This is a genomic window from Nocardia violaceofusca NBRC 14427, assembly GCF_963869435.1.
Taxonomy (GTDB): Bacteria; Actinomycetota; Actinomycetes; order Mycobacteriales; family Mycobacteriaceae; genus Nocardia; species Nocardia aobensis.
In genome coordinates, this window is record NZ_CAWMPM010000040.1 from 23098 (window position 1) to 44524 (window position 21427).

Annotated in this window: 23 protein-coding genes; 7 read left to right on the forward strand and 16 right to left on the reverse strand. The window is 69.0% G+C overall.

From position 1 onward, the window contains the following. Positions 1 to 26: 26 nt before the first annotated feature. Complete coding sequence (locus tag AC5592_RS29485) at positions 27 to 518, forward strand: DUF4334 domain-containing protein (RefSeq protein WP_036510622.1); 492 nt, start codon at positions 27 to 29, stop codon at positions 516 to 518. Between the two features lie 101 nt (positions 519 to 619). Here AC5592_RS29485 and AC5592_RS29490 read toward each other — a convergent pair whose 3' ends face one another. Continuing rightward, positions 620 to 1561 (reverse strand): alpha/beta hydrolase, encoded by a 942-nt coding sequence (locus AC5592_RS29490; RefSeq protein ID WP_157122309.1) that lies wholly within the window; start codon positions 1559 to 1561, stop codon positions 620 to 622. Positions 1562 to 1738: 177 nt separating this feature from the next. On the opposite strand from AC5592_RS29490, the gene AC5592_RS29495 reads away from it, so the two are divergent. Continuing rightward, a complete protein-coding gene (locus AC5592_RS29495; protein ID WP_036510416.1) occupies positions 1739 to 2581 on the forward strand; it encodes an HpcH/HpaI aldolase/citrate lyase family protein in 843 nt (280 codons plus the stop codon). Here AC5592_RS29495 and AC5592_RS29500 read toward each other — a convergent pair. Together AC5592_RS29500 and AC5592_RS29505 are read right to left on the reverse strand one after the other, a co-directional pair. After that, a complete protein-coding gene (locus tag AC5592_RS29500; protein WP_063012429.1) occupies positions 2564 to 3307 on the reverse strand; it encodes a maleate cis-trans isomerase family protein in 744 nt (247 codons plus the stop codon). The two genes, AC5592_RS29495 and AC5592_RS29500, sit on opposite strands and share 18 nt — an antisense overlap. A gap of 34 nt (positions 3308 to 3341) precedes the next feature. Further along, entirely contained in the window at positions 3342 to 3908 is a 567-nt protein-coding gene (locus AC5592_RS29505) for a TetR/AcrR family transcriptional regulator (RefSeq protein ID WP_036510422.1), read from the reverse strand. An 82-nt stretch (positions 3909 to 3990) separates the two neighbouring features. On the opposite strand from AC5592_RS29505, the gene AC5592_RS29510 reads away from it, so the two are divergent. Continuing rightward, positions 3991 to 4884 (forward strand): DUF4437 domain-containing protein, encoded by an 894-nt coding sequence (locus AC5592_RS29510; RefSeq protein ID WP_036510425.1) that lies wholly within the window; start codon positions 3991 to 3993, stop codon positions 4882 to 4884. A 46-nt stretch (positions 4885 to 4930) separates the two neighbouring features. Here the strand turns inward: AC5592_RS29510 and AC5592_RS29515 are convergent, their stop codons facing one another. From AC5592_RS29515 to AC5592_RS29550, 8 genes are read right to left on the reverse strand one after another with little or no spacing between them, the layout of a single operon-like run. Next, positions 4931 to 5674, reverse strand: coding sequence for a maleate cis-trans isomerase family protein (locus AC5592_RS29515; RefSeq protein WP_036510428.1), 744 nt, complete (start codon positions 5672 to 5674; stop codon positions 4931 to 4933). A gap of 24 nt (positions 5675 to 5698) precedes the next feature. Further along, positions 5699 to 6466 (reverse strand): SDR family oxidoreductase, encoded by a 768-nt coding sequence (locus AC5592_RS29520; RefSeq protein ID WP_036510430.1) that lies wholly within the window; start codon positions 6464 to 6466, stop codon positions 5699 to 5701. Continuing rightward, positions 6463 to 7377, reverse strand: coding sequence for a hypothetical protein (locus AC5592_RS29525; protein WP_063066095.1), 915 nt, complete (start codon positions 7375 to 7377; stop codon positions 6463 to 6465). The genes AC5592_RS29520 and AC5592_RS29525 overlap by 4 nt, the downstream gene beginning before the upstream one ends. Continuing rightward, positions 7374 to 8063, reverse strand: coding sequence for a hypothetical protein (locus AC5592_RS29530; protein WP_063066096.1), 690 nt, complete (start codon positions 8061 to 8063; stop codon positions 7374 to 7376). Before AC5592_RS29530 ends, AC5592_RS29525 begins: the two co-directional genes overlap by 4 nt. Then, positions 8060 to 9181, reverse strand: a complete 1122-nt coding sequence (locus AC5592_RS29535; RefSeq protein ID WP_063066097.1) for an aromatic ring-hydroxylating dioxygenase subunit alpha — start codon at positions 9179 to 9181, stop codon at positions 8060 to 8062. Before AC5592_RS29535 ends, AC5592_RS29530 begins: the two co-directional genes overlap by 4 nt. A 10-nt stretch (positions 9182 to 9191) precedes the next feature. Further along, positions 9192 to 10133: an alpha/beta hydrolase family protein gene (locus AC5592_RS29540; RefSeq protein ID WP_063066098.1), complete on the reverse strand. Its 942-nt coding sequence runs from the start codon at positions 10131 to 10133 to the stop codon at positions 9192 to 9194. A gap of 2 nt (positions 10134 to 10135) precedes the next feature. Next, a complete protein-coding gene (locus tag AC5592_RS29545) occupies positions 10136 to 10945 on the reverse strand; it encodes an oxidoreductase (RefSeq protein WP_051025599.1) in 810 nt (269 codons plus the stop codon). After that, positions 10942 to 12609 carry a carbon-nitrogen hydrolase family protein gene (locus tag AC5592_RS29550; RefSeq protein WP_063066099.1) on the reverse strand — a complete coding sequence of 556 codons (1668 nt, stop codon included), beginning with the start codon at positions 12607 to 12609 and terminating at the stop codon, positions 10942 to 10944. The genes AC5592_RS29545 and AC5592_RS29550 overlap by 4 nt, the downstream gene beginning before the upstream one ends. Positions 12610 to 12863: 254 nt before the next feature. On the opposite strand from AC5592_RS29550, the gene AC5592_RS29555 reads away from it, so the two are divergent. Genes AC5592_RS29555 through AC5592_RS29570 form a run of 4 tightly spaced genes read left to right on the forward strand, consistent with a single transcriptional unit; the run spans position 12864 to position 15671 of the window. After that, the gene (locus tag AC5592_RS29555) at positions 12864 to 14081 is read left to right on the forward strand and encodes a hypothetical protein (protein ID WP_157122311.1); all 1218 of its coding nucleotides are present in this window, start codon (positions 12864 to 12866) and stop codon (positions 14079 to 14081) included. After that, a complete protein-coding gene (locus tag AC5592_RS29560) occupies positions 14078 to 14656 on the forward strand; it encodes a neocarzinostatin apoprotein domain-containing protein (RefSeq protein ID WP_036510452.1) in 579 nt (192 codons plus the stop codon). Before AC5592_RS29555 ends, AC5592_RS29560 begins: the two co-directional genes overlap by 4 nt. Positions 14657 to 14674: 18 nt before the next feature. Continuing rightward, positions 14675 to 15082 carry a neocarzinostatin apoprotein domain-containing protein gene (locus tag AC5592_RS29565; RefSeq protein ID WP_083871526.1) on the forward strand — a complete coding sequence of 136 codons (408 nt, stop codon included), beginning with the start codon at positions 14675 to 14677 and terminating at the stop codon, positions 15080 to 15082. 10 nt (positions 15083 to 15092) lie between these two features. Next, positions 15093 to 15671 (forward strand): neocarzinostatin apoprotein domain-containing protein, encoded by a 579-nt coding sequence (locus AC5592_RS29570; RefSeq protein WP_063066101.1) that lies wholly within the window; start codon positions 15093 to 15095, stop codon positions 15669 to 15671. 56 nt (positions 15672 to 15727) lie between these two features. On the opposite strand, the gene AC5592_RS29575 is transcribed toward AC5592_RS29570, so the two are convergent. Genes AC5592_RS29575 through AC5592_RS29595 form a run of 5 tightly spaced genes read right to left on the reverse strand, consistent with a single transcriptional unit; the run spans position 15728 to position 21405 of the window. Beyond that, a complete protein-coding gene (locus tag AC5592_RS29575; RefSeq protein WP_051025600.1) occupies positions 15728 to 17134 on the reverse strand; it encodes an aldehyde dehydrogenase family protein in 1407 nt (468 codons plus the stop codon). Beyond that, entirely contained in the window at positions 17131 to 18273 is a 1143-nt protein-coding gene (locus AC5592_RS29580) for an FAD-dependent oxidoreductase (protein WP_063066102.1), read from the reverse strand. Before AC5592_RS29580 ends, AC5592_RS29575 begins: the two co-directional genes overlap by 4 nt. Then, complete coding sequence (locus AC5592_RS29585) at positions 18270 to 19658, reverse strand: aldehyde dehydrogenase family protein (RefSeq protein WP_036510464.1); 1389 nt, start codon at positions 19656 to 19658, stop codon at positions 18270 to 18272. The genes AC5592_RS29580 and AC5592_RS29585 overlap by 4 nt, the downstream gene beginning before the upstream one ends. Then, positions 19655 to 20929, reverse strand: a complete 1275-nt coding sequence (locus tag AC5592_RS29590; protein ID WP_232329608.1) for an acyl-CoA dehydrogenase family protein — start codon at positions 20927 to 20929, stop codon at positions 19655 to 19657. The genes AC5592_RS29585 and AC5592_RS29590 overlap by 4 nt, the downstream gene beginning before the upstream one ends. Beyond that, positions 20926 to 21405: a flavin reductase family protein gene (locus tag AC5592_RS29595; protein ID WP_063012401.1), complete on the reverse strand. Its 480-nt coding sequence runs from the start codon at positions 21403 to 21405 to the stop codon at positions 20926 to 20928. The genes AC5592_RS29590 and AC5592_RS29595 overlap by 4 nt, the downstream gene beginning before the upstream one ends. Positions 21406 to 21427: the final 22 nt, after the last annotated feature.

A 21427-nucleotide genomic window follows, 5' to 3' on the forward strand; every position in this document is an offset into this window, starting at 1 on the left:
CCTCCGCCGTCGGATTGGAGAGCATCGTGAGCGACGAATCGGCTCGCAAGACATTCACCGAACTGAAGGAACGCGCCGGGCGCCGTCTCGTCAGCGGACCGGAGCGTTCGTTCATCCCGGACGCCGATCTCGACGAGTTCTGGGCCACGCTGGAGCCCGCGACCATCGATTTCATGATCGGTGAATGGCAGGGCGGCGAGTTCGACACCGGCCACCGGGAGAACGGAACGCTGGCCCTCATCAACTGGTTCGGCAAGACGTTCGATTCGGCCACCGATGTGAAGCCGCTGGTCTGTCTGGACGCCGACGGCAACAAATACTCGAACACCGACAACGGCGAGGGCAGCCTCTGGATGGAGGAATTTCGCGGCGAGGTCACCGCGACGATGGTGTTCGACGGGCAGCCCGTGCACGACCATTTCAAGAAGATCGACGACGACGCCGTGATGGGCATCATGGACGGCAAATACGCCCTCGACGACGGCCGCTACGCCTACTTCTATCTCGAACGGGCCTGATCCGGCGTCGATGACCGCCTCGCGGGCGATCCGATTCGGTACTCCTGGTCGATGATGCCGACGCCCGCGCGTGGTCGAGCGGCGGCGGTGACCCGTGGCCGCTACGCCCCCGCGAGGGTCTCGAGGTGGACAGCGGTGGCCGGCGAGGTCACCGAATAGTCGGTGGTGCCGGTGAAGTAGGCGCGGGTCCATGTCGTGGTGGTTCGTTCGAGCATGGCCCAGTTGGCGGGCTGCGGTGTGCCGCAGAATAATTCGCCCAATCCATCGCTGGAAGGTCCTTCGGCGTCGGTGTGTTCGCCGGAGGTGAGGCGAATGCCGACGAACGGCCGGTGCAGGTGCGTCTGAAGGGCCGCTGTGCCGCTGGCGAAGTTGTTGCACAGACCGGGTGGGCCGGAGATCGTGAGAATCGGCAGGGCGGTAGGGGCGAGATCGGCCAGAGCGGTGTCGGTGTTGGTGCCGAGGAAGGATTTCACCGGATCCAGCAGGATCAGTCCGCGCAGATTCGGCCAGGCCTGCGCAGCGCCGGCGTGCAGGCGGTGGGCGACGTACTCGACCGCCTCGGCCCCGGCCGAATGGCCGATGAACACGAACTGCCGCGGCAGGGCGGGTGCGGTGACGCCGGCCTGCGCGGCGGCGGTGGCGAGGGCGGTGGCCAGTGGGCCGGTGGGATCGTTCGCGGTAGCGAACAATCGGGCCACCTGATCCAGGAACACCGTATTGTCGCCGAGGTTCTGCAGCGTGCAGCCCGACAGGTTCATGAACGGCAGGCTCGGCGCGAAGACGAGGTTGCCGGCACCGGCCAGACGAGCGGCGAGCGCGGCGACATTGCCGTCGGCGCGGGCGAATCCGTGCTGCAACCACACCAGTCCGCGCGGTGCGCCGGTGGGCAGATACCAGTCGGCATGTTGCTCGAGGGTCGTCCCGGCGCACGGCAGCGCGATCGTCCCCGGCAAACCTGGCGAGTCGGCGGCCGCTGGGGCGAATCCGAGGACGGCGACGCATGCCGCGGCCATGACGGTGAGGGCCGAAGTTCGAAAGGCCATCGCGACTCCCTGTGCCGGGCAGCCGGTTTCGGCGCGGTGAGCCGACCGCGAGGGGGTTCCTGAGAAACCCAACGGGTGGACAGCTCCGGGCCGAGACCGCTATGTTTCATTCACCGAAACGGTGTTTCTTCCAAGGGAATAGTACGGCGATTCCCGAGCCGGTGCGAGGGGTAGTTGATGAGATCGGCGCTCTATGTTCCGGGCAACCGTCCGGCGCTGTTCGACAAGGCGTTGGCCGGACCTGCCGATGTGGTTCTGCTGGACCTCGAGGACTCCGTCCCGGCAGGGGAGAAGGTCCGCGCCCGTGAACTGGTGTCGGCATGGCTGGCCACACTCCCCGCGACGAGCCGCGAACGCATCTGGGTCCGGGTGAATTCCGGCGACGACGCCGATCTGTGCGCGGTGGCGGGCGCCGGACCCGCCGCGGTATGCCTGGCGAAAACCGAATCGGCCGAACAGGTCCGCGCGGCGGCGGGCGTGCTGAGCGACCATGAGCCGGCACCGGGCGTTGTCGGCATCTGCCCGCTGCTCGAAAGCGCGGCGGCGGTGCTCGCTGCCCGCGAGATCGCCGCGGCGCCGCGGGTGCTGCGACTGCAGCTGGGTGAGGCGGATCTGTGTGCCGATATCGGGATGGCGCCGGGCCCCGACGGCGCGGAACTGCTGGCGATCCGCACTCACCTGGTGCTGGTCAGCGGGGCCGCGGGTCTCGAACCGCCGCCGGCTCCGGTCAGCACCGACTTCCGCGATCTGGCCGCACTCCGAGAGAGCACCGAAGCGTTGGCGCGCTTGGGGTTTCGCGGCCGCACCTGTATCCATCCCGCCCAGCTGCCGGTCGTGAACGCGGTGTTCACCCCGTCCGCCGAGGAGCTGACGCGCGCCCGGGATCTGGTGGCGCGCTTCGAGGCCGGGGCCGGTGGCGTCGTACTGGACGCCGACGGTCGTATGGTCGATCTCGCTGTCGTCCGCCGCGCCCAGCGATTGCTGGCCGAAGCGGGCGATCGGTCACTGTTCGCGCAGTAGTCGTCCGGCCCCTTCGACGCGGTCGTCGATCCCGTGCTCGCGCAACGCATGCCACAGCGTCGCGGCATTGATCGCGATCACCGGTTTTCCCAACTCGCGTTCCAGTTCGTCGGCCGTTGCCACGAAGGACAGATTCGTGCCCACCTGCACGATCGCCTCCACCTGCGGCCCGTCCAGTCCCGCGACCACCGCGCGCAGCCGGTCGGGCCGGACCTTGGCGATATCCATGGCGGTCGGGCAGCGCAGCCCGGTGATCGCGGCGACCTCGAAGCCGGCCTCGGTGAAGAACCGGCCCACCTCCTCGTCGGCGACCGGCTGATACGGCGAGAACACCGCGATCCGCCGGCATCCCAGGGCGTGCAGGGCCGCGCGGCACGAACTCGCCCCCGTCGTCACCGGCAGGCCGGTGCGTTCCCGCAGCCGTCGTTCGAAGGCCGCATTGCCCTCGACCCCGCCCCAGAACGTTTCCGCGGACATGCCCATGACCATGCGGTCCGGTTCGGCGGTGAGCACATCGCGCACGGCGGTATCGATGGAGGCGCGGATCTGGCCCAGCAGCGCCCGGAAATCGTCGTCGTCGCCCATGACCGGATCGGGAATGTACATCGAACCGGCCCGGTAGCTGATTCCCGGCAGCCCGGCCCGCCAATAGTCGTGTTCGACAACGGTATTGGTACTGGGCACGATGACGCCGAAGACGGCGCGGGTTCCCACGGCATTGGTCATCTCGAGGTCTCCTCGCTCGCTGCGACCGGCCGCCTCAGCGACGGCCGGAACTGTGTTCCAGTGCCTGATCGACCGCGCGGTGTGCGCGGTCCCGGTCGACGGGGCCGTCCAACAGCAGTACGTCCACGAGCAGCGGCGCCACGATGGACAGCGCGATCTCCTCGATCGCCGCCTGCTCCCGCACTCCGGCGCGGCGCACCGCGGCGCGGAACGGCGCGAGCAGGTCGCTGACGTATCGGTGGCGCAATTCGACGCAGTCGGGATCTGCCGCCGAGGCGGTCACCAGGGCGCGAAGGAACGCGGCAACCGGCTTGTCGCGCAGTCGATCACAGAGTGAATCGACCTCGCCGTGCAGGTCGGCGACCGGATCGCCGGTCGGCTCCGGGGAGGGGTGGGGTGCCACGGTGATGAGTGCGGCGAGGAAGTCCTTGGGTGCCGGCCAATGGCGGTAGATGGTGGTGCGCGCAACGCCTGTCACGGCGTGCAGCCGCCGGGGCGTCAGGGCGGCCGCGCCCTCGGTGAGGACCAGTTCCAGCGCGGCGGTGAGCACGATCTCCGCGGTGTCGGTGGCCGGTCCGGAAGGACGTCCGGGTCTGTTCACGGTAATAAACGATACATCTTGTTTTGCTTATTGATAAGCACTACATTCTGTATCGGAAAGTCAGCTCCGGGAGGAGGACCCCATGCGTCCACATGTAGAGCTCATCGACGACAAAGATCTGATCTGGCACCGCGCCGAGTTCCAGCGCGCCACGGGCAGTGCCGAACAACGCAACCTCAGTTATGACGAGGAGGACGGTTCGGCCTCGCTGAAGGTCCGGTTCACCAGCGACTGGTCCCGGCCCGCAGGCGTGCACGTGGCCGACACCGAATGGTTCGTGCTGTCCGGGCGAATAACCGTGGGCGACAACGAACTCGGAACCCACGGCTACTGGACGGCGCCGGCCGGGGTGTGGACGCCGCCGATCCGGGTAGCGGCCGGTACGGAGATTCTGCTGTTCCGGGAGGGGGGCGGCTGGGGGTTCGACCTGGCGGACGGTGATCGCGAATTCGTGCGTCCCGACCAGGAACTCGTCGTCCTGGATACCGCGTCGATGCCGTGGATCGATGTGAAGGACGGCAGCCCGATGCGGTTCGATCTGGGAGGCACCCCCGTGCCCGGGCTCTACATCAAACTGCTGCACCGCGACGAGAAGACCGGCTTCTACACCCGCCTGATCAAGGCGAAGCCGGGATGGCGGGAGGTGCCGCTGGCGCATCATCCGTGCAGCGAGGAAGCGTATTGTCTCGACGGCGGTTTCGAGTACAACTTCGGCACCATGTGGCCGGGCACCTACTTCTGGCGCCCGCCGTACATCCGGCACGGTGACTTCACCGCCGACGCCGAGCGCGGCTGCACCTGGATCATCCGCTCGGACGCGGACCTGGTCGACTGGTACACCGAGAACGCGAGCGTGTCCATGGCGGGCGATGCCACCAACTGGGGGCCGGACTTCCCGGAGACGGCGGCGCCGCGGTTCATCGAACCGGTCCGGTCGAAATCGGTCGGCGCGTGGGCGAATCCGAGCTATCAGTAGGTCGCGGCCCGTGCCCCTCCCTGGCGCCGGAGGGGCACGGGACCGGTCAATGGTCGCGCAGCAGTGAGCCCGCGCCCTCGATGCGATCGGTGAACCCGTTGTCGCGCAACGCCATCCACCAGGTCGCCGCATTGATCGCCAGCACGGGTTTGCCCAGCCAGCGTTCGGCCTCGTCGGCCAACCGCACCATCGACAGGTTGGTTCCGCACTGCACCAGCGCGTCCACGCCGTCACCGTCGACCTCGCGCAGCGCGGAGCGCAGCTCGTCCTCGGTGACGTGGGCGATGGAAACGGCTGTGGGGCAGCGCAGTCCCTTGATCGCCTTCACCTCGAATCCGAGCTCGCCGAAGAATCGCACCACATTCTCGTCGCCCACGGGTTGATAGGGCGTGACCACGCCGATGCGGCGCGCACCGTAGAGCGCCAGTGCGCGCCGGCACGCCTCGGCGCCGGTGGCGACCTCGAGTCCGGTCACGTCGTGAATCTGGCGCACGAAGCGGCGGTTGCCCTCGACGCCGCCCCAGAACGTCTCGGCCGACATTCCCATCACCATGTAATCGGGTTCGCAGGTCAGCACCCGCTCGCACGCGGCGACGATCTCGTCGCGGATCTGCTCGAGCAGCCGGCCCATTCCGGCGTCGTCGCTCATATCCTGGTCGCGGATGTGAATGCGGCCGAAATGCGCGGTCACCCCGGGCACACCCAGGCGCGCGAAATCGGGCTCGACCACGGTATTGGTGGACGGGGCCAGGACTGCGAACTTGGCTCGCCAGCCGAGTACGTCGGGCATCGAAACAGCTCCTTCTGGAATCGGCTACGCGGCGAACGGGTCGCGGGTGCGAAACGGTGCCGCGGCGAAGCGGCGGATCACCTTGCCCGTGGTCAGCCACTCGACTCGCGCACCGTTGCGGATGCGAGTGACGGCCCGCTCGGCCAGCCAGGGCGCGACGGTGTCCACCGGATCTGCGAGAATCGCGAAGATCTTGCGGGCCTTGGCCAACTCGTCCGGGTCGGTGTATCCGTGGGTGAGCAGGTCGGTGGTGACCATGCCGGGGCTGAGGACACCGACCGAGACGCCGGGCGGAACCTCCTTGGCGAGCGCCACGGTGAGGTAGCCGACCGCACGCTTGCTGGCTCCGTAGACACCGAGACCGGGTACGGTGCGCCCGTCGCTGCCCAACCCCTCCATATTCCAGATGTGGCCGCCGTGCTCGGACATACCGGCGATCGCGACCGCGCAGCCGTTGAGGACGCCGATCAGGTTGGTGTCGATCACCTTTCGCACCGCGGCGTCCGGTAGCTCCCACATCGGCGCGCGGGTCTGGGAGACGCCGGCGTTGTTGATCCAGATGTCCACGGCGCCGAATCGTTGCGCCGCCGCATCCCACAGGCTGCGCAGATCGTCACGATCGGTGGTGTCGGCGGCCAGCACCACGGCGTCCTCGCCGAGTTCGGTGCGTGCCGATTCGATCCGTTGCGGGTCGGTGCCGCAGACCGCGACGCGATGGCCGCGGGCCAGTAGCGCCCGGGCCATCCCCAATCCGATACCCCGGGTGCCGCCGGTGATGACCACGTTGCTCATTGCCGCTCCAGGACGCCGTGCACGATCACCGACAGCCGGTTGTGTTCGAACACTTGATAGGCGACCGCGAGAGTGGACCCTGCGCCCATACCTGGTTCGGCGTCCATCATGAATTCGCGGCCGATGAGCCGACGGCCGTCACGGTGGTGCAGCCGTACGAAATTGGCTCGGCCGCAAGCCAATCCGTTGCCGAACGCGTCGGGGCCCTCGTGGAATGTGCGTGCGCCGTCGCGACGGACGACGGCATCGATCACGGATCCGAGCGGCCCTGCGAACTCGAGCCGATGGGCCGCGGTGAGCAGGTCGAGGGGTCCGACGGTGCGGGTCAGCTGAGTAGTGCCTAGGCTGCGCTGCTCCACCGACCACACTTCCAGATCGCCGGCATAGCAACTGTCGTCCTTGGTGGGAAAAATGAATGTCACTCCACCACAGCGCGTTTCGGTATTCACTCGTTCCTCGGCGAGCGCCGGGTCTCGGGTGTAGAGCCCGGTGAACACGCCGACCATCGCCGGGCCCTGATACAGCACCGACGAATACACCTGGGTGTCGTCGATCGTCTGATTCCACGTGTTCAGCGAGACCTGCCAGCCGGGCCCGTAGTAGTGGGCGTCGACGAATCCGCCGTAGGGCTGCCCGGAGCCGTAGAAGTCGGGCCCGGTGTAGATGCGATCGCCGTCGGAGTCCAGGACACCGAATTCGAACGGGGCGCCGAGGGCGAACCGCCCAGCCATCCGTCCGCCGCCGGAGAGCCCGCCGTCCATGTAGTAGGTGGTCGTGCCGTCCTCGAACACCGAGGACCGGCGGATATCCTCGAATCCCAGCCAGACGCCCTCGGCGTCGAACAGCGAGGGCCGCCCCACCCATTCGCCCGCGATCCGCTGCTGCCAGCGGCTCGGCTCCGTGGTGCTCATCCCTGCAACTCCCGGCGCACCTGTTCGGATTGCTCGGTGCCCAGCAGGCGGGTCACCTGATGCCACACCGGGTCGACCTCGGGGCTGAACAGGTTGGCGCGATTCGCGCGATCGCGGGCCGGCAGATCGGCATCCGGGGCCGGAACGCCCTTGTCCAGCAGGGTGAGCCAATGCCGCAGGTATGCGTCGACGGTCTCGGTGAGTTGCCCGAACGCCGATTCGCTCGCCCGGCACACCACCATCCACGGTGACATCAGCGCCCGCTGCCGGGGACCGATGGCGGCCGGTGCGACGCCGTCGAGCTGCCAGGCCGCATCCAGCAGCGGCGTCAACGGCAGATAGACGGCGTCCAGATAATCCAGATTCACCGCCAGATCGGCACGCGGAATCAGGTCCAGGTGCATGGCGTAGTACTCGCCGCCGTAGACCGCGTCGAGCGTGAAATGCGGCACCGCGGAATCGGCCGCGGTGAACGCGAAGATCATATGGCTGTCCAGGCCGATGGGCGGCACCACCAGATCGACGGTCACCACCTTGTCGATCTGACCACCGCGCAACACCCGCAACCTGCCCACCGGTTCGGGTGACATGGGACTGTGCAGCGCTCTGTCCTCGACGACGATCGAACCCGTTGCGCCGGAAAGTGTTTCGAGAGTGCGCGTACTCAGCGTGATGGGCAGGCTCATCGTGGGTCTCCTCCCTGGCGGGCCTTGTGCACCCAGGCGGCGGCGAGTTCGGGATCGTCCAGGCGCGCGGGGGAGGCGATGACGGTGGCCCTGCGTCGCGGCGAATCGCCGGTGATCACATCGTCGCCGCCGAGCCACCAGCCGTCCTTGATCAACTGGGCGCGGCGCCGGCGGTAGGCGACCTGCAGGGCATCGCTGCGCACATGCAGCTCATCGGACAGGTCGAACGGAAGCAGCTCCGGACGTTGGGATTCCACCACCGGCCGGTCCTGCAGCAGGATCTTCTCGATGCGCTTGCGGGCGTTGCCGTCGGCCCAGGAGGCGGTGAAGAAGTTGCGGAAGCCGAGAATCTTGATCAGTGTGCGGTCCTGCGAAAGCGGAATGTTGAAGTCGTAGAGCATCAGATCGCCGATCGGCAGCCGCACATGCAGTTTCACGATATTCGGCAGATACCAGGCATTGGTGACGGTGACGTACTCCGGCATCGCCTTGCCGCGAAACAGCAGGCCCCACAGCCCCTTCGGTGGTGGCGGGCTCAGCGGAATATCCGCCTCCGCCGACCAGTCCGTCTGCCGTATCCGGAAATCCGGGATCTGCGGTTTGTCCGGGTTGCCGAACGCGGTGCCGTGCACGAAGGGTGTGTGCGAGGCGTCCACCACGTTCTCGAAGGCGCGTTCGTAGTTGGCGTCGATGACCATCTCGTACTGCACGGCCCGGAACGCCGGATCCTCCCACTGCGGAATCTCCGGAATCGGTGGCCGCTGCGACTCGGGTAGATCGCCGAGGAACGCCCACACCATGCCGTAGCGCTCCACCGCCGGATAGGCGTCCACTCGCGCCTTGCGGGGGATGGCCCGTTCGGGCGCGTTGGCGGGGATGCGCACGCACACGCCGCCGGAGTCGTATTGCCAGCCGTGGTACGGGCAGGTGATGCAGTCCCCGCTCACCGTTCCCAGCGACAGGGCGCCGCCGCGGTGCACGCACAGATCCGACAGGCAGACCGGCGCGCCGGATTCGGCGCGATAGAGCACGAAGTCCTGGCCCAGGCAGGTCACCCGGCGCGGCGCCCGGCCGACCTTGTCCGCGAATTCCATTGCGTACCAAAAGTTCTTGAGCACCGTGATCTCCTCAGCGCCGCTTCAGCAGCAGTCCGTCGTCGAAACCCGACAGTTCGTCGCGGGCGGTCGCCGAATCCTTCAGGTGGGCGTTCAGGAACAGTGTGGTCAGCCGTGCGAATCGGGGCAGGGCATCGGACTCCGCGGGCCCGTCGAGGAATGCGCGGGCCGCGGTCGGATCGGCGTCGGCGATGCCGAAATGATTGGCGCCCGGCACGATCGCGAGCAGATGCTCACCCTCGGGCAGTGCCTCGGCGAAGGTGCGGGCCACCGGATCCGGCCGATCCTCGCCCTCACCGTAGCGGTCGGCGCTGCCCTGGATCACGCCGTCGTTGCCGCCGACACCCAGCAGCACCGGGCAGCTCACCTGCGCGGGAAGCACCGTACCCGGGTCCCAGCCCAGCATGGTGGCGACCATGGTGTGCGCGCCCCACGCGAAAACCGCTCGCACGGAAGGGAAGTACCGCGCGGACTGCAACACCACGGTGCCGCCCGCCGAATGGCCGCCCAGTGCGACGCGCTCCGGATCGAGTGCGCCGCGCAACGGTGCGGTGGTGTTCAGTTCGGCCAGCGCGTCCAGCACCGCCGGGATGGTCGGGCAGGTGGGCCGGGTGCCGTAGGTGTCGGGTCGCGCGGCCGCCAGATCGACGCCGGGCGTGAGCCCGCGCTGCCCACCGAACAGATCGGCCACCCGATCGAAGGTGACCACCACATAACCGGATTCGGCGATCGCGGTCGCGAATCGGCGATAGCTGTCCTGCCCGACATTGACACCGGACAGGAAAACCACCACCGGATAGGGTGCGCCGGCCGGATCGGGGGCGAAGACGCCGGTGAGCCGCTCGGCGTCGTCGCCGGAGGCGACGGCGGGGTAGTAGAGCTTGAGGTGGGCAGTGTCGAAGGGGGCGTCGCCGTCGGTGCGCGCGGACCACCACAGGGAGCGGATCAGGCTCATGGTCACCCCACCGGCCGCGGCAGCACCCGGTCCCCGCCCCAGAGGGCGCGCACCAGTCGCTGGGTGAGTTCGGGGCCGAACATGCGCTCGCCCATGACGTTCGCGGGATCGCGTTCGGCGATGTTGCGGCGTATCCGCAGATCCCGGGCCGCGAGGTCGGCGCGCTCGTCGTCGGGTACCGGTTCGGCGGCGTCCACCCATCCCAGCCACTGGTCGACCTTGGCGGTGAGCAGTTCGGCCACGGTGTCGAGATTGGGTCGGGTGGGTGGGAAGGAATAGCAGTAGGCGACCGGTGAGAGGCTGGTGCGGATGAATCCGGTGCGGCTGGTGAACCAGGTGAAGTCGGGGTGGTCCGCCTTGAACGCCAGCCACGGCTCGTCGGCCTCGGCGTAGTAGCGGTCGTAATAGTCGCCGTCGCCCACCAGATCACCACGAGGCACCGCATCCACGTAGAACCAGCCCTGCGGCCACAGCAGCAGCGCCGACGCCAGATGCGGTACCCGTACCTGCGGCCCGAGCCACGCCGTGAGGTGCATGTTCACGAAACCGGTGCGGGGATCGCCGATCCAGGAATGCACCAGCCAGTCGATCTCGGGTCCGGTGTAGGCGGCGAGGCGGCCGGAGGGTCCGGTCGCCGCGTCTCCGTAGGAGTCGAGGTCGGCGGTACTGGGGTCGCGGGTCAGCTCGAACCGGCCGGCGATCCTGGCCTGCAGTCCGGCCAGCAGCCGCTGCCATTCCGAAAATGTCTCGGTGACATCGGTTCTGGGGTTCTCGTCGACCATCTGCTCGACATGTCGCACGGTTTCACTCATGGCAGCTCCGGTTCGGTTGTCGCGGTGGCAGGTTCGCGCAGGAGGGCGGACACGGCGGCGGCGGGACGTCCCGCGACCAGATCGGTGCCCCGGGATACGGCGCGGTTCACGGCTTGGGCCGGTCGGATGTCGGCCTGCACCCGGTTCGCGCCGGGCGGGGCGGAGGTCACCTGCGGGGCGCTGATCACCCCGGTGAACGGCCCGCTCCAGGCCGTCCACAAGGTGAAATCCGGGCTCAGCGCGTAGATCGAACCGGCCAGCGCCCCGGTCGAATCCACGGCGGCGGCGACGATGTTGAGCCGATTCTCGGCCGCTCGTTCCGGCAGGCCGAGCCGCGTTTCCCAGGGTTCACCGAGAGCGTGCGGCACTGCCACCACATCGGCGTCCCCGACCGCGGCCAGGCGGAAGGTTTCGGGGAACAGCGCATCGTCGCCGACCACGAGAGCCAGTCGGCCCCAGGGCATGTCGAAGATTTCGAGGGCATCGCCCAGATCCGACAGCCACGGGTGGCGTTCGGTGCGGTGCAACTGGCGCTGATATCCGGCCACGCCCTCGGCGTTCACCAGCATTCCGACATGCGCGTCACCGTCGCGCAGGGATACCACGACATGCGCCGTCGTCCCCCGCAGCGCCGCCGCCACCTCCGGAACAGACACCGTCGCTGATGGGCGCTCGGCCGACGCCGTGCCGGTCAGCGCCGGCAGCACGATCAATGCGGCGCCGCTGCGGGCGATATCGCCGATGAGGCCGACATCGGCGAGTGCCGCGGCCACGGGGAGGGTCGGCGCACCGGCAGGGGCGCGCCGGGGTGAGATGTCGAGCATCGGGGCGTAGAGGCGGGGGCGGCGAGCGGCGAGCACATCGGTTCCGTCGGGACGCCGTTTGTCGTCGGCGAGACCGATATCGATATCCGCCACGACCACCGCCTCACCGCGTGCTGGTGCGCGCGCCACCGTCGTCCCGTCCGGTGCGACGATCTGGCTCTCGCCGGCACCGTGCAACCGATCCGGCGGGACTCCCAGCCGGGCCGCGATCGAGGGCAGCTCGTCGTCGGGTAGCAGCGGGCCGACCTTGTTGGCCGCCACCACCCATACCTTGTTCTCCGCCGCGCGTACCGGAATGTGCAGGCTCGCCTCGTCGGTGGCGAAGGAGTTGAGGCTGTTGAGCAGCAGCTGCGCGCCGCGTATCGCCAGCGACCGGGTCACCTCGCAGATGACGCCCTCCATGCAGGCGTACAGGCCGATGCGGCCCAGCGGGGTGTCGACGACCTCGGAATCGGAGTCACCGGGGTCGAGGTGATCGTTCTCCGCGCCCATCAGAATCTGCTTGTCGGACTGCCCGAGCAGGGCGCCGTCGGGGCCGAACAGCAGGCCGGTGCCGGTGGTGCGGCCGTCCTCGCGGGCCAGCGTCACCCCGATCTTGGTGTACATCCGATGCTGTGCGGCGCGTTCGGCGATCGCGGTCAGGAATCGATCTCCGATCCGGCACGCCATTCGGTGCGCGTGGTCGCGGTCGGCGTACCACGATAGGTGGTTACAGAACTCGGGCAGGACCACCAGATCCGGCGCGTGCGCTGCGGCGTCGTCGATGAGGCGCAGGCAGGTGGCGAGGTTGACCGCGACATCGGTGCCGGCGGCGAGCTGGACGGCGGCGATTCGCGTCATCAGCGCGCACCTCCTTGCCGAACCCGTTTCGTAGAACGAAACGATGTTTCCAATAGTTGCGATTCTGTACCGGCGCCGCGCATCTGTCCAGTGGACGGTCGAGATTTCTGTCGCAATCCTCACCGGATCGCGAAAATCGGCTGTTTCCATGCCGTTACGTGCTTGTTCTCGCTTGACAGCCGTCGTCGCCGACGGTTCAATATGGCAACTGCGAAACCGTGTTTCTTTCTGCGAAACGCGGGCGGAGGTGAGATATGACGACACCACCGGCGGGAGCGCGGCCCGGGTCCGGAGCCACGCGTGCTGAACTGCCCCCCGCGAGCCGGACCGGAACGTGGCTGCTCGCCATCGCCGCGGCGGCGGCCGGGCCTATGACGGGTATCGAGATCGTCTTGCTGAGCAAACCGCTCGGTGGTGTGGTCGGGCTGCCCGGCGCGGTCGTGGGGTATATCGCCCTGACCGCGGGGGTGCTCGGGGGTCTGACGGTGTTGCCGGGCGTGCGGCTCCGGTTCACCGCGTCGAGTCGCCGCACCGGCGCGCTCGCCGTCCTCGGTGGCGTGGGAATACTTGTCGCAGCGCTGTTTTCGTCGATGCCCGCCTTCCTGTGTGGCGTGGTCGTGGCCGGTGTGGCGGCGGGACCGCTGCTCGTCACTGCTCGGGCCGTCGCCGGTGTCCGAGTCTGCTACGCAGCGGTGACGGTCGCGTTGCTCGCGGGTGCCGTGCTGGCCGGCGCGTGCGGCCGGCAACCGGACGAGGCGCTGTTCGTGGCCGGGAGTGTGGTGATCGCGGCCGGATTGTCGGTGTCGGTGCGGAACGCATCTTTCGGCGGTGTCGCGGGCGGCCTGCGCGTGTCCGGTACCGCGCTGCGCGGCGGGATGGGATATGCGGCAGTCGGATTCGCCCTGGGGGCGACGGTGCTGCCGGCCCTGCACCTGCTGCTGTTTCGCTGGGAGGTGCTCGACGCCGATCAGCCTGCGCGCCTAGCCCTCGCGATGGTGCCGGCGGTGCTCGTGGTCGCCGCGCGCGGATACCGGCTGCGTGCGGTGCCGCCGCTGCTGATTCTCGCCGCCGGCGGCCCGGTGCTGGTGGCGACCGCGCCCGGCGCATGGCAGTCGATGATCGGTGTGGCGGTCACCGTCACGGCAGCGATCCGTTGCCTCTCCTTGCTGGACCACGAACTGCGACAGCGACTTCCGGGTAGCGAACAGTGGTGGAGCGCGGTGACCGGACTCGTCGTCGGGGTCGGTGGGATCTGCGGCCTCGGCGGCGCCGTCGCCTGCGGGCGGCTGTGGGGGACCGGCTCCGCGCTCACCCTGGCCAGCGTGCCGGTGTTGCTGGCCGCGCTGGTGATCGCGCGGACGTCGGCGCCCGGCGGCGGCCGAACCCAGACCGTCGACCGCCGCGCCGATCCGGACGACCGTCCCACCGCCCCTCAGCCCAGCGAGATCGCCGTCGAAGGAGGCGCCCGATGAAACGCGCACTACTACGGGGTGGACTGGGCCTCGCGTTCGCGGCCGCCATCGCGGCACCCGCCGCGGCCGACACGCCCGCCACTCTGCACATCGACGCCGCGACGGACCTGCGGGAGGGGCAGCGAGTCACGGTGGACGGCAGCGGTTTCCAGCCAGGCCTGGCGGCGGTTGCCGTGGGGCTGTGTAAACAGGGCTATACCAACGGGTTGAACGATTGCGATCTCGACGGCGGCGCCACCTTCGTCAATATCGCCTCCGACGGAACCTTTCCGACGCTCGTGCTCACTCTGCATCCGAAGTTCGAGAACATCGACTGCCTGCGGCAGCAGTGCGTGATCGCGGCCGCGCCGCTGCCCGGTACCGAACCCGCCGGAGTCATCGCCGCCAATTCCGCCGTGACTCCCGTGGTTTTCGCGGGCTCGAGCCTTCCCCCGCCCGCGGCCGTGCCGGTGGCCGGCACGGTGGCGGCGGGCTCCACCGATACGCGCGGCCCGTCCGCGGTGCTGTGGTCGCTGACCGCGGCACTGCTGGTCGTCGTCGCCGCAATCGCCCTCGCCGACCGGCGGCGGCTCTAGGAAATCCAGGAGGAGCACATGTTTCGAACCAGAAACCTGGTGAGCGCGGTATTCGCGGGACTCACCGCCGTCGCGATGTTCGGTGGGGCGCCCGCCCAGGCGGCCACGGTCGCGGTGAGCCAGTCCGGTGGTGTCGCGGTCGGGCAGAGCGTCAGCGTCTCGGTGAGCGGGCTGGCACCCGATCTGGCCTCGGTCGCGGTCGGGCAGTGCACGACGAACATCTCCGGGCCCTCGGACTGCAATCTCGCCGGCTCGCTGCTGGGCACCGCCGACGCGCAGGGTAATTGGGACGCCGGCAGTATCACCCTGGTCGGCTCCGTCGGTGGCGTGGACTGCACGGCGCAGGCGGGCGCGTGCACGATCGCGGTCACCAGCCTGACCGACCCGACCAATATCCTCGCCTCGATTCCCCTCAGCTTCGGATGAGGTCGACACCATGAGACGCAGCATCTTTCGCAGCGCCGTCGGCGCGGCGGTGACGGCCGTCGCGCTGCTGGTGACGGCCCCGCTCGCCGCGGCCGCACCCACCCTGCATCCCACGCCCACCGGCGATGTCACCGTCGGTGAGGTCGTCACCGTCGCCGCGGACGGACTGCCATCCAACCTGGCCCAGGTGGCGGTCGGCCAGTGTAAACCGCAGGTGGTCGCGCCCACCGACTGCAATCTCGGCGCCTCCCTGCTCGGCTCCGCCGACGCGCAGGGGGCCTGGCAGCCCGGAATGCGCGGCAACACCATCACGCTGACCGCGTCGGTCGGTGCGGTGGACTGCACCTCGGCGCCCGGCGCCTGCACCCTGGCCGTCACCAGCCTCACCGACCCCGGCAATATCCTCGCCTCGGTGCCGCTGACGTTCACCCACGCCCCGGCGGTCGCCACGACGGCACCGAAAGCTGCTGCGGCGGAAAGTGATTCATCCGACTCGCACACGACGGCGATCGTCGTCGCGATCGTGGTGGTCGTGGTCGTCGTGCTCGCGGTGGCCGGATTGCTGGTGCGGCGACGACGTCGAACCTGACCTCGGCGTGTTCGTCCCTGTGCGGATATCCGTACAGGGACGAACACGTGTGCCGATCAGGGCGGGTAGGCGCGAGCGGACAGCCCCGCACCGCCGGCGCGGAACGCTGCGGGCAGGTGGGTGACGGTGGTCTGCACGTATTCGCGCAGTCCCTCATCGCCGTATTCCCGGCCGTATCCGCTGCGTTTGGTCCCGCCGAACGGGGCACGCAGTGACATTCCGGTGCGGTTGTGGGTGTTGACGAAGGTGAAGCCGGCTTCCAGTCGCGCGGCGAAGTCGAAGGCGCGCTCCTCGTCGGCCGACCACACCGACGCCGCGAGCCCGAGCGCGGAATCGTTGGCGCGAGCCCGGACTTCGTCCTGCGTGCGGTAGGTGAGCAGCGGTACCGCGGGCCCGAACTGTTCGGTGACCACGAGCGGCGCATCGTCGGGCAGATCCAGGACGAGCACGGGGTCGACGAAATAGCCCTCTCCCACCGGGCCTTTCGCCAGCGGGACGACGCGTCCACGGCTGCCCGCCTCCGCGATCAGTGCTCGAAGTCGTTCCGCGGCGGCGCGCGTCACCACCGGGCCCATGGTGACATCCTCGTCGACCGGATCGCCGACCCGCAGAATCCGCTGGGCCGCAGCGGTATACGCCGCCAGGAACTCCGCCGCGCGGTGTTCGGGCACATAGAGCCGTTTGGCGGCCATGCATACCTGTCCGGAGGTGGCGAACGACGCCAGCACCAGCCGCTCGTAATCGTCCGGAGAGAGCGCGAAATCATCGAGGAAGACCGCCGGATCGTTGCCGCCGAGTTCGAGCACCACCGGCGTCAGCGCTTCCCCCGCCGCGGCGGCGATGCTGCGCCCGGCGCTCTCGCCGCCGGTGAAGGCGACCTTCCCGACCGCGGGATGGGCGATCAGCGTCCGCACCACCTCCGGCCCGCCGTGCACCACGGTGGTCTCCGGCAGCGCCTCGGCGACCGCCGACACCGCGAGCGGCGCCAGCGGTGAGGGCTTGAGCACCACCGTATTTCCGGCGGCCAAGGCGGGACCGAGTTTCACCATCGCCAGAATGATGGGAGCGTTCCACGGTGTGATAGCGGCGATCACACCGAACGGGCGCGGCGTGATCCGCAACCGCCCTTGGGCGTCATCGATCTCGGTGTCGGCGAAGATCACCGGAGCCCGATCGCAGAGCCAGCGCAGATAGGTGACGGCGAAACCGATTTCGCCCCGGCAGTCGGCGATGGGCTTGCCGGACTCCCGGGCGAGCAGCAGCGCCAGCGCCTCCCGGTCCGCCGCGATGCGGTCGGCGGCGGTGCGGAGTCGGGCCAGCCGTTCGTCCAACGGCCGCCGCGACCAGTCCCGAAAACTCCGTTCCGCGTGCCGCACGAGCGCATCCACCTGTTCCGGTGCGGTGACCCGGACCGAGCCGACGATCTCGGCCGGACGGGCCGGATTCTCGCGCTCGATCCTCACGCCGTCGACTCCAGGCTGTCCATCAGGCAGGCGCGGCGCAGATAGGCGCGGGCCGCGGCGGGATCGGCAGCCAACTCCCGCAGACCACGGCGGTATTCGGCATCGTGGGTGCGCAAGCGCGTCCAGTTGGCCCGGCTCGTGCGCTGCACATGGTCGACCGCCACCCTCCGGCGCTGCCGGACCGCCTGCTCCAGCACCTCGTCGGGAGCGCCCGCCAGCACGTCGGCGAGAGCGGACCCCATCCGCACCGCGTCGTGAATGCCGCTGTTCATCCCCAGTCCACCGAGCGGATTGTTCACGTGCGCGGCATCGCCCATCAACAACACCCGGCCATAGCGGAACCGTGGCGCGACCCGCTCGTGCACGTGATACAGCGAGGCATGCGCGATCCGCCACGACCGGCCGAGGTCGGCTACCCGCGCCAAACGTTCGGGCAGACGGCGCAATTCGAGATCGTCGGCGGTATTCGCGGGCGTCGGCAGCAGCACCCGCCAGTGGTCGGGGGTGCGCAGCAGCACCAGCCACTCGTCGGGGTCGAACACGTAGTTGATCGGGGCGATACCCGGCAGCGCCGCGTCGAGCTGTTCGTCGACCGAGGCGACCAGGAACCGCTCCGGATAGGTGCTGCCCTCGAACTCCGCGCCGACCTCACCCCGGACCGCCGAATGTGCCCCGTCCGCGCCGATCAGCCAGTCACATCGCACCGGCCCGCGCGAGGTGGACACCCGCACGCCGTGGGATCCCGTCTCGACGCCGTCGACGGTATGGCCGAACCGCACGCGCACCGAATCGGGAAGCGCGTCGAGCAGTATCGGGGTGAGTTTGCTCTGCTCACACTGCACCCGGTACGGGAAATCGGTATCACCGGCCAGTACGCCGAGATCGAGGGTGGCCACCGGGTCGCCGCCACGCTCGCGGTACTGAAAGGTGCTCGCTACCAGTCCTTTTCCCAGCAGGGCGTCGACGACGCCGAGATCGCGCAGCATTTCCAGCGTCGGCGGATGGAAGGTCGACGCGCGCGATTCACCCGCCAGTCCCGCACCCTGCTCGAGGACGGTGACCTCCACACCGCGCCGCGCCAGCACCAAGGCGGCGGTGAGCCCCACGGGCCCGGCCCCGGCGATCGCCACCGTGGTCATGACGTGTGCAGGGCGAAGCGCCCCTCGACGCCGACGACCCGCGCGCCGGTGAAGAACTGCAAGGTCTCGGCCGTCCCCTCTTCGCCGAGTCCCGAGATGCCCCAGGCGGGACGCGGGGTCATCGGATGCAGGCTCATGATCGAGGAGCCGTTCACCTTCACCTCACCGGCTCGGATCCGGCGCGCGACCGCGAGCGCGAATTCGGTGTCCGTTCCGCATACATAGCCTTCCAGGCCGTAGGGCACGGCGTTCGCGATGTTCACCACGTCCTCGACGCGGTCGTAGGTGACGACCCCGGCGACCGGGCCGAAGATCTCCTCGTGCGAGTCGCCGTCCAGAAGTGCTGGGGCGCAATAACTTCCCGACTGCGGCAGCACCCCGTACACGTGGTGTTCGCTACCGTCCAGCGCGGCGCGGATCGCGGCCACATGCCGTGAGTGCACGAGCGGGCCCAGATCGGTGCCGAGATCCAGTGGTGGACCGATGGACAGCGTCGCGAGCTGCTTACCGATGGCCTCTGTCAATTCCCCGGCGCGGTCCGCGGGCACGATCAGCCGCCCCAGCGCTCGGCACCATTGCCCGTTGAGGGTGGTGAGCAGTTCGGCGGCCATCCGCGCCGCGGTCTCGGTGTCGGCGTCGGGAAGGACGACCAGGGGATTGTTCCCGCCCAATTCCAGCTGGCACGGCCGCAACAGCGGCGCCGACGCGCCCGCCACAGCGCGCCCGCCCGCCACGCCACCGGTGAACGACACCGCCTTGATCCGGGCATCGGCGGTGAGCCGGGCGCCGGTGCCCGCATCGCCGTGCACCAGCTGGAACATGCCGGCCGGCACCCGTTCGGCGATCGCCTCGGCCAGTATCACCGCACTGTAGGGCGCCAATTCGCTCACCTTCAGGATCACCGGGCAGCCGGCGGCGAGGGCGCCCGCGACCTTGTGCGCGGCCATCGGCGCGGGTGCGTTCCACGGCACCAGGCACAGCGCCGGACCCAGCGGCAGTCGATGCACCTCGACGCCGTCGCGATCCGCGCGCAGTGCGCCGCCCCGAATCTGCGCGGCGGCCAGGCGGAACGAACCGGCGACGATGGCCCCGAGCGGCCGGGTCTGCCGCAGCGGCACCCCCGTCGCGAAGGCGTCCAGTTCGGCGATGCGTTCCAGACGTGGTTCGAGGTCGTCGGCGATCGCCTCGAGGGTTTCGGGCTCGATGCGTCCGGTGGCGTTGTCGGCCACCGCGAGTGCGCGCTCGAGCCGGTCGGCGGTGGTGGCGACGGTACGGCTCACAACCTGCCCGGTGGCCGGATCTTCCAGCGTCCCCTCGAGTTCCGTGCCGGGCATACTCCAGGTGTCGTCGATCAGATCGCGAATCGCGGGCAGGCGCACCGTCATTTCGCGGCCTCCGCCGGCGCGGTGGCGAACAGGTGGTTGGCGCGCGCGTCGGTGACGATGCGGGCCACCTCGAGGAGTCCGCGTTCGGCCGGGAAGGTCATGACCAGCCCCATGGCCAGATCGCGCAGTGCGCGGCCGGCGATACCGTTCATCGACGCCGCCGATGTCCCGCCCGCCTTCAGCGCGCCCAGTGCTACCTGGAAACAGGCCTCGGTGACCGCGCCCTTACCCAGGCGCCACTGCGCGAACACCTCCTGCTTCGGCTTGAACGGCACCTCCGCGGTCTCCACCGCGAGCTGATAGCGCAACCACAGGTACGCGGTCTCCAGCTGGCGGGTCATCTCACCGAACAACACCTGATGCACCGGTGAGGACGCGATCGGCTCGCCGGTATCGGCGAAAGTCTTCGTCGTTGTCGCCGTGAGGATTTCGTCATACACCCGCTGTGCGCATCCGGTGTAGACCGCGGCGATGGCGAGCTGATTGCCGACGAAACTGCCGCGGCTCATGGTCAGCATCTTGGTGAAGGCCCCCGGAACAGCGAGCGCTTCGTCGTCGGGGATGAACACGGTGTCGAGCCGGATGCCGTTGTTGGCGGTCGCGCGCATTCCCAGACCGTCCCACGGCGCCCGCACACTCACCCCGTCGGCGGCGCGTGGCACGAAGAAGGTGGCCAGACCCTCCGCGGTGTCGTAACCCTCCAGTTTCGCGGAGGTCAGATAGTAATCAGCGACGCCGGTCGCGCAGCCGAAAGACTTCTCCCCGTGGAGAACCCATCCGCCGTCGACCTTCGTCGCGGTCGTCGCGATGGTGATGTTGGCGGACGAGGTCTTCACCGATTCGGAGGCGAAATTGGCCAGCCACACCCCGTCGGCCATCCGGGTGAGCACCTTCTCGGCGAAGGCGCGCACCACCGGAATCTCCGCCTCGTCGAACAATCCGGCGTCGATCGCCTCCAACGGCAGCAGCCCGCGCGAGGCGCTGGTGTTGTGGAAGAAGTAGGCCAGTGCCGTGGACGGGCAGGCGGTGCCCATGGCGTAGGTGGCGGCGGCGAGATCGCGCAATGTGCCGCCGAGGCCGCCGAATTTCTCCGGAACCACCAGCCCCAGCAATCCGGCGTCGCGGAGCAGCGCGATATGCGAGACCGGGAAGGTGGCGGTGCGGTCGGCCTCCTCGGCCGCCGCACGCAGTGCCGGTAGCACCGATTCGACGCGACGGGCGCGTTCGCGCTCCGCGGCGGTCATCTGTTCGACGAGTCGTTCTCCGATCATCGGGCAATCCCCTCGTGGTAGCAGCGGTCGTGGTAAATGAGCGGTGCGGCCGGGCGCGGCGTGGCCGCATCGTGGACCAGGCCCAGGATGATGGTGTGGTCGCCGGCCGGATAGCATGCCGCGACAACGCAATCCACCCACGCGACCGCGTCGGCGAGCACGGCCGCACCGGTGGTCGCGGTCTGCCAGCGTCCGGTCGCGAAGCGGTCACCGGACGCCGGGGCGGAGAATCGGCGGCCGATCTCCTCGTGATCGCTGCCGAGCATGTTGACCGCGAAAACGCCGCTGTCGTGGATCATCCGGCAGGTGGTGCCCTGCGAGGCCACACAGATCGAGACGAGCGGCGGATCGAGCGCCACACTGGTGAAGGAACTGGCGGTCATGCCGTGTCGTCCACCGCCGGCGGCGGGGGTGGTGATCACCACGACCCCGCTCGCCCACTGTGCCAGCACCGTACGGAGATACTGCGAATCCATCTCTACTCCGTTTCGGTAGTGG